Here is a 16,038-nt window from a genome sequence, read left to right as displayed (position 1 = left end):
GGACGCGGTGCACAATTGCAGTTACCCGAGAGTTATAGCGGCGGAGATCTCAGCCAATATCTGGACGTGGTGGTTCAAAAGCTGGAATCTTTGGGGCCCTACTATCAGCAGGTAGCTCAGTCACTCAAACAGAATCCATCCGCATTCGTCATCTGGGCTTTTGACTCGAAGGTTGGTAAATCAGGTGTTCTGAGTAATGTCACCATTGCTACAGAGCCAGTTGGATCTACAGTGACAATAGATACATACTTGGATATGATTACCAAACAATTACCCAGCGAATATCGCGTAGTGGAGCGGAAGCAGGTGTCGCTTGACCGCTATCAGGCGGGTCAGATCGTGATAGAAGCAACAATTTCGGGTGTAACTGCCAAACAGATAATGTACACGATTAAGCAGGGGAGCAATATCTGGATTGTTGCATTCTCTACCAGTGCTGAGGAATTTGAACAGCGCTTGCCCTCGTTTCAACAAAGTATTAACACGTTTTCAGTGAGCGATTAGCTCGACTTTTTTTCCAGCGAACATTGTAGGTCTGTTGTATAAGCTGATACTAGGTTGCGTTCAAAGAGCTTATTCTAAAATGTGGGAAATAAGTCATGGAGCGCAAGCGTTCCGGATTAGATGCTAGATTGACAAGTCCAGGACAAAGTTCAGCGACTACCTTAGACATTGACTTGAATATTCGGTTATTAAAGTAGTTTTCTCGTAAATCTTCCCACAGATGTTCAACGGGCATTAATTCGGGGGTATAAGACGGTTGAGTCAAAAGCCGAATATTTTCGGAAATTTCAAATTATTTGACATTTATCACCCTCAACTAGATTCTACATCAGAATGCAACTTGGTATTACATCTTGCATTATTCTCAAAAACAGGCAAGATGCCTGTTCCACACAACTCAATGTTATTGTGGAACGGGCAAGATGCCCGTTCCTAAACAGCTAATTGAGAATAGTGCAACATCTCAGTTCAATCAGATATCTGTAGGGGTACGGCAATGCCGTGCCCTTACCTTTCGCACTTAAACTCATCAAACTTCACCACTTCCGACTCCGGTTTCCGCGTATCAAAATAGTAGCTGCTAACCGTACCCTCCCCCGTATCAAAAATAGTAAAAGCCGTAATATCGTTGCTATCAATATACGGCAGCGGCCGCCCGTCTTCTCCCAACAAAGGCGCAACAGTCGGCACCACAGGTTCCAGTCCGTTCGGGTCTCCAATTGCGCTGTAATCTTCCCGATATCCCGGCGGCACAAATCGGCGCTTTTCCCCCGCAAAAGCACCGTAACTGTTGCCCACATTAGAAGTCTCCAAAAAGTGCATTCCGCTGGAACTTACAAACCGATTCCACAAGTGCGAATGTCCGTAAAATACCAACTGCACCCCCGCTGTTTCTAGTAGCGGCACTACATCCCGAATCAGATAATCTTGCTGTTTCGGATACTCGTAACGCACCATTTTAATCTCGCCATCGAGAGCGCGATCGACTATTTGCACTGGGTCAGTATAAGCAGGTACAATATTGTCACCCAGAGAATGCGGCGGGTAGTGAAACATCACAATTTTATATTTTGCCTGCTGGAATTCCGCACTCTTTAACTCTTGTTGCAGCCAAGTATATTGAGCGCTGCCCTTGACAATCGGCTCAAAAATATGCTGTCCGTATCCCCATTTTTCGGGATTATTAAAATCTTCGTCTCGTTCCCGATACCTGCCTCTCGCACCCGGATCTAAATTCGGAGTTCGCCAAATATTCGCAACGTATAAAGTCACTAACCGCACGTCCCCAAAAGTCACAGCATAGTAATTTTTGCCTCCCGGTAAATTAAAAATCTCGTCATAGGTATCGCTATTAAAACTATTGTTTTTTAGCCATATTTCCCGCACAGAAGAGTCATTACTAGGATTCAAAGATGCAGCACGTTGAGCGTATATTTTCTCGGCAGCCGCGCGGGGAAAAGGATCGTTAAATTGGTCATTGAGTTTGCTGTTGGTTGCAAAGCGACCCATGATTTCGTGATTGCCAATGGCGGGGAATAAAGGCGCGTGTTGGATCAGCTCGCCGCCGCTGTAAACGGTTTTGATGCCGTTTTTGTCGAGTTCGGAAAATGCGCGACCTTGCAGCGCGGGAAAGAAGGCGCGGCCTTGGTAATCGTCAAACCATTCAGAAGCGCGATCGGGTATATTAATTAAATCCCCTGCCATAAAAACCGCGTCAACTCTCCCAATTGTTTCGGCTACTTTCTGGAGATTTGCTGCTGTCATAGGCATCAATTGATGGTCGGAAGTGAGGAGAATTTTGAGCGGAATTCCGGCTGCTGGTGTCGGAGAAAGAGTGAAAACTTTGCTGCTGACAGATGCGCCGTTTTTCCTTTCGCTGGTGACTCGATAAGGAATGCGAACACCGGGCATTAAATTGGGGAGTTCTGCTTCATGGCGCCAGATGTCGCGGACAATTGGATTGCTGCCAATGATGGTTTGTTTCATTTCATCGGAAATGCGCGAGTCTTTGTCTTCGCGAGTGCGGCTTAGCTTAGTAGTATTGGCCGTCACAATTTGATTCAAATTTTCGCCGTAAGCAACAGTGTTGCGAGTACCAGCAAACTCGGTGAACCAGACAACTCGCACCGAGTTTGCTGTTGGGAGTTGCAGAAACGGATCGGTTAAAAGCTGAGGTTTGTTAAGGTAAGATTGCATCATGAAACCTAGCAATAGGACAATCAAAATCAAAACAGCAAAAAACCAGGGATTGCGAGAATAACCTTGAGAAACTTCTACTTTATTGGGCAAAGGCGTTAACATAAGTCATTAGTCATTAGTTGTAGGGGGGGTTTCACCAGCCAAACAGAACTGCCGCCCCAAATACATATAAACCCGCTCCGCAAACTTTAAATTTTAAACTACCAACGTTATCAAAAAGTTAACAAATTAGTAAAATATCTCACATCTAACAAACTTCAACTATTTTTTCACATCTTCTGATCTCTCCATTCTCTTTCTCTGCGCCCTCTGCGGTTCATAAAAAAAAATCAAAAATGACTGAGACTTGCGATATAACATTTTTAACACCCTTCCTTCAATCTAAAATCTAAAATCTAAAATCTAAAACCCCATGACTCGCCACCTTCTCAAGGCTAACTGCAAAACCGTACACTTGGGCGGTTTTTCTCCGAGTATCGAACCTGCTTTAAGGGTGGATTCGGGCGATCGCATAGATATCGAAACCTATTCAGGATATTATGTTGCTGACAAGGCCCCGCCCGAATTTCTGACGCCGGAATTTTTAGATATTTGTCAGAATTTGCCTCCCCACCGCAAAGTTGGCCCCGGGCCCCACTTGCTGACAGGCCCGATTTATGTTAACAATGCCGAACCGGGAGACGTTTTAGAAATTCACATTGAGGATGTTTACCCAAGTTTGCCAGTAGGATTTAATGCAATTCGCGCCGGATGGGGAGCATTACCTGACTATTTTTCCGAACCTAAATTGCGGTTTATTCCGCTAGATTTACAGCAAAAAACTGCGGAATTTCCCCCAGGTAGCCGCCTTGGGATTCCCCTGCATCCTTTTTTTGGAATTATCGGCGTCGCCAATGCCGAAATCAACCGTTCTTCTATTCCTCCAGAGCGCTACGGCGGCAATATGGACAATCAGGAACTCCAAGCAGGAACACGGTTATTTTTACCTGTTTTTCTGCGAGGCGGTTTACTGTCCATCGGCGACGGACATTCGGCACAAGGAGACGGTGAAGTTGACGGGACTGCCCTTGAAACTTCGATGAACGGGACTATTAAAATCATCTTACGCAAGGATTTTATTTTGATGTTTCCGTTTGCAGAAACGCCCACTCATATTGTAATTATGGGATTCGGTAGAACATTAGATGAAGCGTTTGAGGTGGCGGTCAAACAGACGGTTTATTGGTTGCAAAAGTTTGCAGGTTTCAAAGAAGAAGAGGCTTATGTTTTGTGTTCCATCGCGGTAAATTTTCGGATTACGCAGGCTGTCAACAATCCCCAAAAAGGAGTTCACGGAATGATTCCCAAGTGTATTCTGCTCGATGTGAACATTATTGACCACCGAGTTTGAGGTAAAATGATAACACGCGATCGCCAAAAAAATTAGGATCGCGATCGCACAAACGGCACAAATTTGTCACTGCTGTGGTCGATCGGGATCGCCATCCTGTTGACAATTAAGCTTAAAATAGGATAAGTTACCAGTTCTACCTAAATCGAACTCAACATGAAAAACCAGACTGACGATGTTGCCAAAAAAGATTTAGTCGATCGAGCTTTTGGGAGTGCAGAAATACCAGATCCGACAGCGTGGGTGCACGAACATTATTTTCTGGCTAATTTCGCCCATACTCTGGCCCACATCCAAGAACATATGTCTGAAGACAGTTGCGAAATCGGCGAGAATGGTGAGTCTGGCGAGGGGATATTATCGATCGATGCCAAAATTAGAGATATGTTGAGAGCTACTTTTAGCGACGACGGCTGGCAGTATGTCGAAAGTTTATTGTGAGTTTGGTACAATCCCTAAGTATTTGTACCTTCATAAGTTGAGCTCGTAAATGATACCACTTTCACAAAAGAATGCAACTGTAGCCGGGTGATCTAAACCCTTAGATCATTCGTTATCCCCAATTTTTTAATCTCAAATATCAAATCTCAAATAATATCACTTTCATCCCCCAAGACAGACTCGCAATTCAGACTGCCTGCGTGCATTTCCACCCCAATTTGAAGTAAATTGGACTATTGTGATGTAGGATACTTTAGATGGGGGGGAAATTACTGTCGCTAGGAAATTCGATCGATCGCAAAAACGCCGCACTTTCTTCCGGCAAAGCAGTATTGATAAACATCCCGCTGCCCAACTCAAACCCAGCTTGCTTGGTGACTCTGGGAATAATTGCGATATACCAGTGAAAGTATTTTGTTGCCCGTTGGGCGATCGGCACCGATCGAATATTATAGTTGTAATCGGGATTGTTCAATCCGTAATAAAACTTAGCCAGTACAGTTTTCAAAGTATCAGCAAGATCGGTAAGTTCCGCATCAGTAATTTCATCAAACGAAGATGAATGGCGGCGCGGAAAAATCCAAGTGTGAAACGGTGAAAGTGCAGCGTAAGGGATAAAAGCCACAAAATGTTCACTCTCACAAATCACTCTTTCCTTCGCCGCTAATTCATCTTCCAAAGTTCGGCAAAACAGACATTCTCCCGTGTCGTCAAAATATCTAATAGCTTCGTCGATGCGACTGCGAAATTGGCTAGGTACAACCGGCGTCGCTGCTATCTGCGAGTGGGGGTGTTCGAGAGAAGTTCCGGCAGTTTCCCCATGATTCTTGAAGATAATAATTGTTTCAATGTAAGGATTTTTTCTAATTTCTACATAGCGCTGGCGGTATACTAAAAGTATGTTTTCAACTTCTTCAACGCTCAACAAAGCTGTCGTCAAATCGTGTCGCGGGTGTTCGACAATTACTTCGTGAACGCCGATTCCCGCCATCGTGCGGTGAATGCCCGATGATATCCTCATCCATTCTGCTGTCGGGGAGAGAGCGGGATATTTGTTATAAATTGCCCTGACTTTCCAGCCAGTGCGATCGCCCAAACGGCAAGTTTCTAAGGTTCCGTCTTCCTCATTTCCCACGCAAAAGGGGCAATCGGCACGGTGCGGTGGCACTACGGCAGCCCACTTTTTTTTGTTTGCGAATTGATCCGGTCTTGTCGCCCGTTCGGTGGCGATGATTACCCAATCTCTGGTAATTAGATTTTGTCTAAGTTCAGACATTTTCTTACCTTCAGTTTCCGGGTCAAATTGTCTCTTATTTTAGATACATGATTTGTGATTTGTCATCGCTTTTTTGTAAAATCTTAATAAATCTTGATTTTTATTTTTCCGGCTTGTAGTCTGCTAGATACCCGAATTATTCAATAATTCTGGTGTCTAAAGTGGGTAAAGCTAATAGCAGTTTGAACAAGTGAAAAAGAATCATAAAAGCGTTGCTAAATCCCAATCATTCGCGTGCATCAGCGGTTAAAGTTTCTCACCGAGCCATTCCCTCCCCCTCGCCAACAACTCATCCAAACTTTCCACCGGCCAAAACCGCACCTTTCCATCCTCCGAACCAGTTATTAAAAAGTTGCCGTCCCGACTAAAACAAATACCATTAATCGGACTTTTCAATTCCACAAAATCAGCCTCACCTTTGAGTAAATTTCCCTGATAGCCGCTAAAGTCGGCTAGTAAATTTCCCTTCAAGTCCCACAATTTGGCGGTTCCGTCTTGTGATGCAGTGGCGATCGTATCTCCTTTGGGGCTAAAGCTGACACTTGTTACCGAGTCATGATGTCCGGTGAATGTTACCAAGCAGTTGCCCTGCAAGTCCCATAATTTGGCGGTTTTGTCATCTGAGGCAGTAGTGATCGCATTTCCTTGAGGGCTAAAACTAACACTTGTTACCCGGTAACTATGTCCAATGAATGTTATCAAACATTTGCCCTGCAAGTCCCACAATTTGGCTGTTTTGTCATATGCGGTAGTAGCGATCTCATCTCCTGTGGGGCTAAAGCTGACACTTGTTACCGAGTCATGATGTCCGGTGAATGTTACCAAGCAGTTGCCCTGTAAGTCCCACAATTTAGCGGTTTTGTCATCTGAGGCAGTGGCGATCGCATCTCCTTCCGGGCTAAAACTAACACTTGTTACTGATTTATTATGTCCGTCGAATGTTACCCAGCAGTTGCCATGCAAGTTCCACAATTTGGCTGTTTTGTCATCTGAGGCGATGGCAATCGCATTATCAATTGGGCTAAAACATACACTATTTACCGAGTAATTATCTCCCGAAAAATTCGCCAAACAGTTGCCTTGCAAGTCCCACAATTTTGTCGTACCGTCTCTAGAGGCAGTAGCCAGTAAATCTTTAGTTTGACTAAAACAGACACAATTTACCGAGTAATTATTTCCGAGTAAAGTCACCAAAGGCTCGCCTTGCAAGTCCGACAATTTAGCGGTCTTGTCGCTTGAGGCGGTGCCAAATGTATCTTGACTGCGACTAAAATTAACACCAGTCATCCTATAATAATTATATCCAGCGAAAGTAATCCAGCAGTTGCCCTGCAAATCCCATAATTTGGCTTTATTGTCATTGGATGCAGTAGCGATCGCATCCCCATTTGGGCTAAAACTGACACTCCTTACCGAGTCATAATGTCCGGTGAATGTTACCAAGCAGTTGCCCTGCAAGTTCCACAATTTGGCAGTGTCGTCAGATGAGGCGGTGGCGATCGCATCTCCGTTTGGGCTAAAACTGACACTATTTACTGAGTTATTATGTCCGGTGAATGTTACCAAGCAGTTGCCCTGCAAGTCCCACAATTTCGCAGTGCCATCAGATGAAGAAGTGGCAACCGCATTTCCATTCGGACTAAAACTGACACTATTTACTAAACGATTATGTCCGGTAAATGTTACCAAGCAGTTGCCTTGCAAATCCCATAATTTCGCGGTATTATCTCTTGATGTAGTGGCGAGTGCATCTCCTATCGGGCTAAAACTAACACTTGTTACCGAGTCATAATGTCCCATAAAAGTCACCAAGCAATTGCCCTGGAAATCCCATAATTTCGCGGTGTTATCTCTTGAAGTAGTGGCAAGTGCATCTCCTATCGGGCTAAAACTAACACTTGTTACCCAGTCACGATGTCCGGTGAATGTTTTTAAGCAGTTGCCCTGCAAGTCCCACAATTTGGCGGTGCGTTCATCTGAGGCAGTAGCGAGCATTTCTCCATTCGGACTAAAACTGGCACTCAATACACAGTCATTATGTCCGGCGAAAGTCATCAAGCAGTTGCCCTGGAAATCCCACAATTTGGCCGTGCCGTCATCTGAGGTAGTGGCAATCGCGTCTCCTATTGGGCTAAAACTAACGCTTGTTACTGAGCTGTTATGTCCGACAAGTACACGCCGTTCGCGGATTTTAGCCATAATTACCTGCAAGGTTAACAAAGGACTGATAGTGGGATATTCCGAAAGCGGAGGATTATCTGGTATCCACTTCTTTAAATCTTCTCCGGCTTTGATAGCTACCCGCAAGGCTTCTCTTTGTTTTCCGTCTGACTGAAAAAGATTTAACGCATCGTGTCCAGCTTCTTCAATGGTGAGAATTTCTCTAACTTGTCTGCGGGTTGCTTTTAATAATTGATTATATCTCGTCAGTTCTTGCCGTTCATCAGCTTGACTGGCATCTAAAAAATCATTATCCTCATCGCTTAAACGTTTCCCCACTTTCCACTGCAACGCATCATCCAACGCTTTGCCGCGCAACAGTCGGGAAGTATCTTGACGATTTGAGGCGATCCAAACGGCGAAGTTTTCCTGGTAGGGGCGGAGTTTCGCTAATTCTTGCTGTACCCAATCGAGGTCAAATATTTCTCGATAAATAGGGTTGTAAACTTGCAGTTGACCGTGTTTTTTAACAACTAACCCCGATAACTGTAACTCCATTTGGTCGGGACTGTTATCAGCGGCGACCCCCCCCAGCCCCCCCTTGCTAAGGGGGGGAGTAAGATTGTCTTTTTCCTCCTCTGCTAACCGAGGATTAGAGCTATCTTTCTCACCCCTTTCTAAAGAAGAATTAGTGCTATCTTTCCCCCCCCTTAGCAAGGGGGGGTTAGGGGGGGTAATAATTTGCTGATAGATGCCCAGGAGTTGGCTGGTACGCTGTTGGTTGCTGAGGATGCGATCGCGAATTGTTCCGAGGTGTTGGGGATTGTCGTTCTCTGCCCAATTGTTAATAATGTAAGCTTGTACCAGTTCGGCAATGTCAGGATTTCTGGTTTCTGCTTTTTCTAGGACAATTTTACAAAGTTTTTGAGTCCAAAAAGGCTGTCCGCCCGTCCAGTCTATAATCTCATTTAAAACCTGAATCGGACGCTCGACTTTTCCTTCTAAGCCTTTCGCTAAAGGTGCAGCTTGTTCCTGAGTAAAACCTTTTAATTCAATGGCTTCACCGATATTAAATGGCGTGCGCTTTTTATCTTGAATCAAATCTGAAGGTGTGGCGACGCCTAACAGACAAAAAGTGAGGCGATTGTAGTCTGGATTTTGGGTACGAAGATTGTATAAGCTTCTGATAAAAGCAAATAGATCGTCTGCCGAAAAATTAAAACTGAGAACGCTATCTATTTCATCAATAAAAATGACTATTTTTTCGGGAACCTGCGACAGCATCACCGATTCAATAAAATCCCGAAATCGGCCCAAGGGAGACAGCCAACTTCGTTGCTGCAACCAGTTTTTTAAATCAACATCCAGCTTTAATTTTTTAGCCAAAGTATGAAGTATATTAGCATACCACTGTTCGGGATGCTCTAATTTCGTCTCGTCGCCAGACAAGTCAATAACAACCGATACAATGCCTGCGGTTCGCAGTTGCTTGATAGTTTGAAGCGCTAAGCTAGACTTACCTATTTTGCGAGAATTGAAAACATAACAAACTTTGCCTTCCAGCAACGCTTGATAAAGCTGACTATCAGCTTCTCGCGTTACATAGGTTTGGTTATCTTCTGGGAGAGATGATTCAGCTATATATTGATAAGTCATAGACGCACCGAGAAATATTTACGGTACAAATCGCAGCGGGGAAAACAATCATTATGTTTCACTCGCACCAATCCCATACTTTCTAACTTAAATGTTTGATGACTTGCCAGGATCATCGGTTGATTTGTAGTTACGATTACTCGGTAAATATTTGCGAGTTCAGGACAGAGTTTGAGCTTGCCTAAAAGTTCTCGCAAGTGATTAATAAAGGGACTTTCTTCAGTAGGTGAAATTTCCAAAAGCTTAGTCAGAGAAGATTGAGGAGTTTGCAGGTAAGCAAATGCAGTTTGCACCAGATAAGGATAACCACCAAACATTTCCATAAGTTGTTGAATCTCGTCTGTACTCAGCCAATTGTGTCTATACTGCCGCGCTAACTGCTGCACTTCTTCCAGGGTAAAATCTGGCAAAGGTACAGTCAACCCAACACCCGCCAAAGGGGATGAGTTGATATCAAGAGAACCGTAAACTTCTGTAGCGTGAACGACAATTAACCGGATTTTTTTCCAGATTGCACTGCAGTCCTCGCTCCTTTTAGCTGTCTCATTCCACGAACGCAGTAAGCGACAAAAATCCACATTAAAAGTAGCTTGCTCAAACACCAAGTCTACTTTCTCTAATACCAGTACAAAAGGTTGAGAAAAATCTTTGAATAAATACTCTTCTAAATATTGAGTGACGTTACTGTGAATACCTAAATAGTCAGCCCAATGTTCCACTAATTTATTCTCCAACTCCAGTAAGTCGCCCAGAGTAACACACAACCACTGCAATAATTTCCGGTAATCCCCCAAAATTTCACTGTCAGCTTCCTCAAAACTGATGAGTGCAGTTTTGTAACCTTCTTGCGACGCGCGATCGAGAATTTTATTTACCAGTAAAGTTTTGCCCATTTTTTGAGGAGCTTTAATCCGAATGAGCGCTCCGTTTTCTAAAATTTTATCATAACATTTATACTCGCAATCGCGCTCTACATAGAATTCAACTTGTTCTGGATTGTCAGGGGAACTTTCACAAGTTGCTTTTAATTCCTCGCTAACTAATTTAGGTTTATACTTGGCAAATAGCGGGATTAATTGATGGCGCTGTGGGAAGTGTTCGCCCGGTTCATTTTTAAAACCAAATAACTTGCATATCTTTGAAATACGATGTCTGACACTTGATGTTTCGATGCCTAGCGAGCTAGCTATCGCTTTCTCTGACTTCCCTTGCAAAAACAGCTTTAGCGCCTGACCCTGTTTATCATTTAGCTTTTCGTACTTTTCCTCAAAGTCTTTTCGTTCCATCATCCGCATACCTGCCTTAGCGCTTTACCTACGACTCTTACTAATTTACCACAGTTGTCCGCTTCAGCCCCAATTGCCAGTTTAATTTCACAAATTGACAAACACCAGCTAATTTGTGAAGTTTTTTTCACAAACCCTTCAACTCAATTGTCAAAAAAAGGGGTAATTCCCCGGCAATTGACAACTTTGTCGAATTTATTTGTCAACTCAATAATAGTAATAAAGTTAGTTTATTATCGAAATTGTAGAGAGTGGAATTAACTAAATGAAAACTTTAAAACGGCTGCACCAGAACAATACTACATCAGCTAAAAAGGTAAAGCAAGTGAAAAAATCTGACAATTCCAACATCAAGTGGTCGATCGAGAAAGTTGTAGTACCGATCGCGATCGCCCTAATTCCGTTAGCAACAACGTACATCACCCCTCAAAATACCCAACAACCGCCAAATCCAGCGATCGAGCACACGACTCCACCGTTACCATAACATCGGATGCGATCGCCCTTGTTAAGCTAACTGCAACTGCACATTCTGCAACTTGCAAATAGCTTTCAAGACTTGCGCCAACAAGAGCGATCGCTCTGGGTCAATCAAATTCAATTCCGGTAAAATCTGATAAGTACAAGGATTTCCCCGCGTCACCCGCACAAACCGATAACTTTCGCCATTCGTTGTCAATCCCCAAACAGACGATTGCTGCTGCAAACTTTTATAAGTATAAGTCAGCAATTGCGGCAAACCGGCCCAAGGATCGATCGCACTATTTTGCGCCTCGACTACCAAAATCCCAAACTGTGCCGCCGCGAGTTCTGCATCCGGCTGATTTACGGCTAAGACATCCAACCGCCATTTAATTAAAGTATTCCCATCCTCAACCTCGATGGGGATGCTATCTTCCATTGTCAGCACGATCGGAATATCAAAAAATCCTGCTAATCTCATTAAGGGTGAAAGCACTAAAATTTTAACCAGTTCTTCTGAAACTTTTCCGGCGGATAAGTAGCGTCGAAAGTCAGTTCTAATTTTTAATATTTCCTGCAGTTCTAATTCTGACAGCGGTTCCAGAGAGAAAAAATCTGTGAAGGCGTCTCCTTCTCGCTCTTCCAGTTTGAGAAGGCGGCGAACGTCATTTAGCGAAACTTGGCTTGCTTCTAAACTTTGGGTCATGCTTTCCCCTATCATTCAGGTTGAATAATTCTTTTCAAGCAGCTTCACATCATTATATTATTAAACTAAAATTTTTACAAAATTTTATATAAAACATTGGCCCAAAACCAAGCTTGAGCGAACTTTATTTAGCCTCCAAATTCGAGGCAATTATAATTTTTAAATAAACAGCCCCAGCCCCAAAATTTACACAATAACCAAAATTCTTAACGAAACTAAAGATATTTTTGCGGTCAATTGCGTACAAAATAGTTTAAAGAAGTAGATGCAGTTACAGAAAAAGCAATGTCACAAGATACCATCGAATCAATTCTTCATGAAAAACGCCTATTTCACCCGCCCGCTGAATTCTCAGAAAAAGCACACATCAAAAGCTTAGAAGAGTACCAAGCCCTCTACGATAAAGCCAAAGCTGACCCCCAAGCATTCTGGGCAGAACTTGCCGCCCAAGAATTGCACTGGTTCCAAAACTGGGATACCGTGCTCGACTGGCAGCCGCCTTTTGCTAAATGGTTTGTCAACGGCAAAATTAACATTTCTTACAATTGTCTCGATCGCCACTTAACCACTTGGCGCAAAAATAAAGCCGCCCTGATTTGGGAAGGCGAACCCGGAGACTCCCGCACCCTCACCTACGCGCAACTCCACCGCGAAGTCTGCCAAATGGCGAACGTCATCAAACAATTGGGAGTTCAAAAGGGCGATCGCGTCGGCATTTATATGCCCATGATTCCCGAAGCTGCGATCGCCATGCTAGCCTGCGCCAGAATCGGTGCAGTACACAGCGTTGTTTTTGGCGGATTTAGTGCAGAAGCTTTGCGCGATCGGCTTAACGACGGCCAAGCAAAACTCGTCATCACCGCAGACGGTGGCTTCCGCAAAGATGCCGCAGTTGGCCTCAAAGAACAAGTAGACAAAGCCCTCGCCAACAACGTCACACCCAGCGTTACCAACGTTCTCGTCGTCCAGCGTACCAAACAGCAAGTGCACATGGAACCCGGGCGCGATCTTTGGTGGCACGACTTGCAAAAAGACGCCTCCGCCGACTGCCCCGCCGAACCGATGGACAGCGAAGATATGCTGTTCGTACTCTACACCAGCGGAAGTACCGGAAAACCAAAAGGAGTCGTCCACACCACAGGTGGCTACAACCTTTACACCCACATGACAACCAAGTGGATCTTCGACATCCAAGATACCGATGTCTACTGGTGTACGGCAGACGTAGGCTGGATTACAGGCCACAGTTACATAGTCTACGGCCCGCTTTCCAACGGCGCTACCACAATCATGTACGAAGGTGCGCCCCGCGCGTCCAACCCTGGCTGTTTTTGGGATGTGATCGAAAAATACGGCGTCACCGTTTTCTACACTGCACCCACTGCGATCAGAACATTCATGAAAATGGGTGAACACTTGCCGAATGCGCGCAATTTGTCATCTTTACGATTGTTAGGAACCGTCGGCGAACCGATCAATCCCGAAGCTTGGATGTGGTATCAGCGCGTAATTGGCAACTCGAATTGTCCGATCGTCGATACTTGGTGGCAAACAGAAACCGGGGGAATTATGATTACCGCTTTGCCCGGTGCAATTCCTACAAAACCCGGTTCTGCCACCCTACCGTTCCCCGGAATTGTGGTCGATGTTGTTGACCAAGATGGCGAACCAGTCACTAACGAAAGCGGCGGTTATTTAGTGGTGAAACATCCTTGGCCGGGAATGATGCGTACACTTTACAACGATCCCGATCGCTTCCGCCGCACTTATTGGGAATATTTGCACCCGAAAGATGGCGAATTTGTGTACTTTGCAGGGGACGGCGCGCACAAGGACAAAGACGGTTATTTCTGGGTAATGGGCCGCGTTGACGATGTAATTAATGTCGCCGGACACCGACTCGGCACAATGGAAGTCGAGTCAGCTTTGGTATCGCATCCAGCGGTGGCGGAAGCTGCGGTTGTTGGTAAACCTGATGAGATTAAAGGTGAGGACATTGTGGCTTTTGTCACGCTGGACAACTCGCAGCAACCTAGCGATGAATTGGCTAAGGAATTGAAGCAGCACGTTGTTAAGGAAATTGGGGCGATCGCCCGTCCCGGCGAAATTCGATTTACTGATGCTTTGCCGAAGACTCGAAGCGGGAAGATTATGCGGCGTTTGCTGCGTTCTTTAGCTGCGGGAGAAGAGGTTTCTGGGGATACTTCGACTTTGGAAGACCGGACGGTTTTGGATAAGTTGCGCGGCGGTGCGTAGGGGTATTTTTTTCAGGGCAGGTTCTTAATAGCAGTAAGGTGCGCCCGGTCGTGCACCTTACTCTTTCTGCTTATGCTATGTTAGATATTTTTACTGTAGTAATGAATTATTTGGCTCATCTATTCTTATCAAAAGGCACGCCAGAATCCCTGATCGGCAACCTCTTAGGAGATTTTGTCAAAGGAACGGCAGTCAACCTTTATCCCGAGGAAATTAGAAAGGGCATCGATTTGCACCGCAAAGTAGATAGCTACACGGACTCTCACCCGATAGTGCGATCGAGTAAAAGCCTTGTTTCTTCCCACAGACGAAGGTTTGCTGGAGTTTTGATTGACGTGTTTTACGACCACTTCTTAGCTAAAAATTGGCTGGAATATTCAGAAATTCCGCTCCGGGATTTTTCTCAGGATGTCTATAAAATCCTGCAAGACAACCGCGATATATTACCTGACTCTCTCCAGCGGGTGTTGCCCACAATAATTGCCCGCGACTTGCTTTCATCTTATCAGGAAATTGCCGAAATCGGCATCACTCTTACAAGAATGTCGGCGCGACTCAAACGCACAAATAACTTGGCAAGTGGCATAGAAGATTTGACAGCTAACTATCAGCGATTAGAATCAGATTTTCGAGATTTTTTCCCCGACTTGATAAAATACGCCACACTTGACAAATATTAATACAAACAACAAAAACTCCAGTTGCTAGTGATAACGAACTCGTGTATAATCCAAGCGATACCTGCATGAAATCTCAAATGCAACAGGGTTCAAAATATGGCAACCAGAATTCCGAACCTGCAAATAACTAAAGTAGTTGACGGCGACAGCATCAAAATTTTTCTCAACGGCAAAACCGAGGCTCTGCGCCTGATTTGCGTCGATACAGAAGAAAGTCATTCGGGAGGTTCCAAACCTGTAACTGCGGCGGGGAAAGCAGCTTCGGAAATGGCTAAAAAATACTTCGCCACAACAGATGGCGGACTTGCTCAAATTGACATAGAATTTGATACAGACGATTCGGTTGAAGTGGCTCTACAAAAACACCGCGACAACTACGGGCGTCTCCTCTGTTACGTACATAAAGACGGAGAAAATTACAATCTTAAACTGATTAAAGAAGGCTGGAGTCCCTACTTCGTCAAATACGGGCGTTCCAGATTGTATCACCGCCAAATGACTGAGGCAGAATCGGCAGCAAAAGCTTACAATCTGATGATTTGGAATCCGATTATCAATGCCAAAATCCCCTCTCGCAACTATGCTAATTTACTGCCTTGGTGGTCGATGCGAGCCTCAATTGTTGAAGAGTTTCGGTTGTCGGAAGCAACCGCAGGAGCGCTTTCTTTGAGGTTGCACTACCCGAAAATATTAGCAGCTTCTGAGAGAGCTAAATCTATTACTATTTTCTGCGATTTGCAAGCGGGAATTACTAAATGGATCGGCGGCAGCGCTCTAATTTATGCTGGTTCGGTGTATCATAGATTAGATTTGTGGATACCAGATGCGGAAACTGATGAAATGGCTCCATTGAAGCGGCTAATCGAGAAGCGTTATGCGGGTCTGGGACGGGGATATGTGTATGTCAGTGGGAAGGTAAAACAGTACAAAGGGAAGCCTCAAATAGTTTTGAAGGATATCAAACAACTTTCAGACTTTCCCCGATAATATTTAAACTAGAGTTAATTTTATCAATCCTTTTT

Annotated in this window: 13 protein-coding genes; 7 read left to right on the top strand and 6 right to left on the bottom strand. The window is 44.5% G+C overall.

Features of this window, described 5'->3' with window-relative positions:
• On the top strand, window positions 1–504 hold a 504-nt coding region (locus QUA25_RS22645), incomplete at its 5' end, for a hypothetical protein (protein ID WP_333041383.1).
• A 507-nt stretch (window positions 505–1,011) separates the two neighbouring features.
• On the opposite strand, the gene QUA25_RS22640 is transcribed toward QUA25_RS22645, so the two are convergent.
• Window positions 1,012–2,805 (bottom strand): metallophosphoesterase family protein, encoded by a 1,794-nt coding sequence (locus tag QUA25_RS22640; protein WP_333041382.1) that lies wholly within the window; start codon window positions 2,803–2,805, stop codon window positions 1,012–1,014.
• 310 nt (window positions 2,806–3,115) lie between these two features.
• Between QUA25_RS22640 and QUA25_RS22635 the strand changes: the two genes are divergently transcribed.
• The gene (locus QUA25_RS22635) at window positions 3,116–4,093 is read left to right on the top strand and encodes an acetamidase/formamidase family protein (protein WP_333041381.1); all 978 of its coding nucleotides are present in this window, start codon (window positions 3,116–3,118) and stop codon (window positions 4,091–4,093) included.
• Here the strand turns inward: QUA25_RS22635 and QUA25_RS22630 are convergent.
• The gene (locus tag QUA25_RS22630) at window positions 4,074–4,199 is read right to left on the bottom strand and encodes a hypothetical protein (RefSeq protein WP_333041380.1); all 126 of its coding nucleotides are present in this window, start codon (window positions 4,197–4,199) and stop codon (window positions 4,074–4,076) included. The two genes, QUA25_RS22635 and QUA25_RS22630, sit on opposite strands and share 20 nt — an antisense overlap.
• 50 nt (window positions 4,200–4,249) lie before the next feature.
• Here QUA25_RS22630 and QUA25_RS22625 point away from each other — a divergent pair, with 50 nt between their 5' ends.
• Window positions 4,250–4,534 carry a hypothetical protein gene (locus QUA25_RS22625; RefSeq protein WP_333041379.1) on the top strand — a complete coding sequence of 95 codons (285 nt, stop codon included), beginning with the start codon at window positions 4,250–4,252 and terminating at the stop codon, window positions 4,532–4,534.
• Window positions 4,535–4,787: 253 nt separating this feature from the next.
• On the opposite strand, the gene galT is transcribed toward QUA25_RS22625, so the two are convergent.
• The 3 genes from galT to QUA25_RS22610 form a co-directional block, all read right to left on the bottom strand.
• The gene (gene galT / locus QUA25_RS22620; RefSeq protein ID WP_333041378.1) at window positions 4,788–5,810 is read right to left on the bottom strand and encodes a galactose-1-phosphate uridylyltransferase; all 1,023 of its coding nucleotides are present in this window, start codon (window positions 5,808–5,810) and stop codon (window positions 4,788–4,790) included.
• 246 nt (window positions 5,811–6,056) lie between these two features.
• Window positions 6,057–9,626, bottom strand: a complete 3,570-nt coding sequence (locus QUA25_RS22615) for an AAA-like domain-containing protein (protein WP_333041377.1) — start codon at window positions 9,624–9,626, stop codon at window positions 6,057–6,059.
• A complete protein-coding gene (locus QUA25_RS22610; RefSeq protein ID WP_333041376.1) occupies window positions 9,623–10,915 on the bottom strand; it encodes an AAA-like domain-containing protein in 1,293 nt (430 codons plus the stop codon). Before QUA25_RS22610 ends, QUA25_RS22615 begins: the two co-directional genes overlap by 4 nt.
• A gap of 262 nt (window positions 10,916–11,177) precedes the next feature.
• On the opposite strand from QUA25_RS22610, the gene QUA25_RS22605 reads away from it, so the two are divergent.
• On the top strand, window positions 11,178–11,399 hold the full coding sequence (locus QUA25_RS22605) for a hypothetical protein (protein ID WP_333041375.1): 222 nt from the start codon (window positions 11,178–11,180) through the stop codon (window positions 11,397–11,399).
• A gap of 21 nt (window positions 11,400–11,420) precedes the next feature.
• On the opposite strand, the gene QUA25_RS22600 is transcribed toward QUA25_RS22605, so the two are convergent.
• A complete protein-coding gene (locus tag QUA25_RS22600) occupies window positions 11,421–12,080 on the bottom strand; it encodes a restriction endonuclease subunit R (protein WP_333041374.1) in 660 nt (219 codons plus the stop codon).
• Between the two features lie 285 nt (window positions 12,081–12,365).
• On the opposite strand from QUA25_RS22600, the gene acs reads away from it, so the two are divergent.
• The 3 genes from acs (at window position 12,366) to QUA25_RS22585 (ending at window position 16,003) form a co-directional block, all read left to right on the top strand.
• On the top strand, window positions 12,366–14,336 hold the full coding sequence (acs, locus tag QUA25_RS22595; RefSeq protein WP_333041373.1) for an acetate--CoA ligase: 1,971 nt from the start codon (window positions 12,366–12,368) through the stop codon (window positions 14,334–14,336).
• Between the two features lie 77 nt (window positions 14,337–14,413).
• Entirely contained in the window at window positions 14,414–15,016 is a 603-nt protein-coding gene (locus tag QUA25_RS22590; RefSeq protein WP_333041372.1) for an ACP phosphodiesterase, read from the top strand.
• A gap of 96 nt (window positions 15,017–15,112) precedes the next feature.
• Window positions 15,113–16,003 carry a thermonuclease family protein gene (locus QUA25_RS22585; RefSeq protein WP_333041371.1) on the top strand — a complete coding sequence of 297 codons (891 nt, stop codon included), beginning with the start codon at window positions 15,113–15,115 and terminating at the stop codon, window positions 16,001–16,003.
• Window positions 16,004–16,038 lie beyond the last annotated feature (35 nt).

This window comes from Microcoleus sp. Pol17C6, from assembly GCF_036701145.1.
Taxonomy (GTDB): Bacteria; Cyanobacteriota; Cyanobacteriia; order Cyanobacteriales; family Microcoleaceae; genus Microcoleus.
The sequence above is the reverse complement of the archived record's forward strand: the minus strand, read 5'-3'. Positions and strand labels throughout refer to the sequence as shown.

Coding starts and splice junctions, on each gene's coding strand:
- QUA25_RS22635 (WP_333041381.1), top strand. CDS start 3,116: ATGACTCGCCACCTTCTCAAGGCTAACTGCAAAACCGTACACTTGGGC.
- QUA25_RS22610 (WP_333041376.1), bottom strand. CDS start 10,915: ATGATGGAACGAAAAGACTTTGAGGAAAAGTACGAAAAGCTAAATGAT.
- QUA25_RS22625 (WP_333041379.1), top strand. CDS start 4,250: ATGAAAAACCAGACTGACGATGTTGCCAAAAAAGATTTAGTCGATCGA.
- QUA25_RS22605 (WP_333041375.1), top strand. CDS start 11,178: ATGAAAACTTTAAAACGGCTGCACCAGAACAATACTACATCAGCTAAA.
- QUA25_RS22585 (WP_333041371.1), top strand. CDS start 15,113: ATGGCAACCAGAATTCCGAACCTGCAAATAACTAAAGTAGTTGACGGC.
- acs (WP_333041373.1), top strand. CDS start 12,366: ATGTCACAAGATACCATCGAATCAATTCTTCATGAAAAACGCCTATTT.
- QUA25_RS22600 (WP_333041374.1), bottom strand. CDS start 12,080: ATGACCCAAAGTTTAGAAGCAAGCCAAGTTTCGCTAAATGACGTTCGC.
- QUA25_RS22640 (WP_333041382.1), bottom strand. CDS start 2,805: ATGTTAACGCCTTTGCCCAATAAAGTAGAAGTTTCTCAAGGTTATTCT.
- QUA25_RS22615 (WP_333041377.1), bottom strand. CDS start 9,626: ATGACTTATCAATATATAGCTGAATCATCTCTCCCAGAAGATAACCAA.
- QUA25_RS22590 (WP_333041372.1), top strand. CDS start 14,414: ATGTTAGATATTTTTACTGTAGTAATGAATTATTTGGCTCATCTATTC.
- galT (WP_333041378.1), bottom strand. CDS start 5,810: ATGTCTGAACTTAGACAAAATCTAATTACCAGAGATTGGGTAATCATC.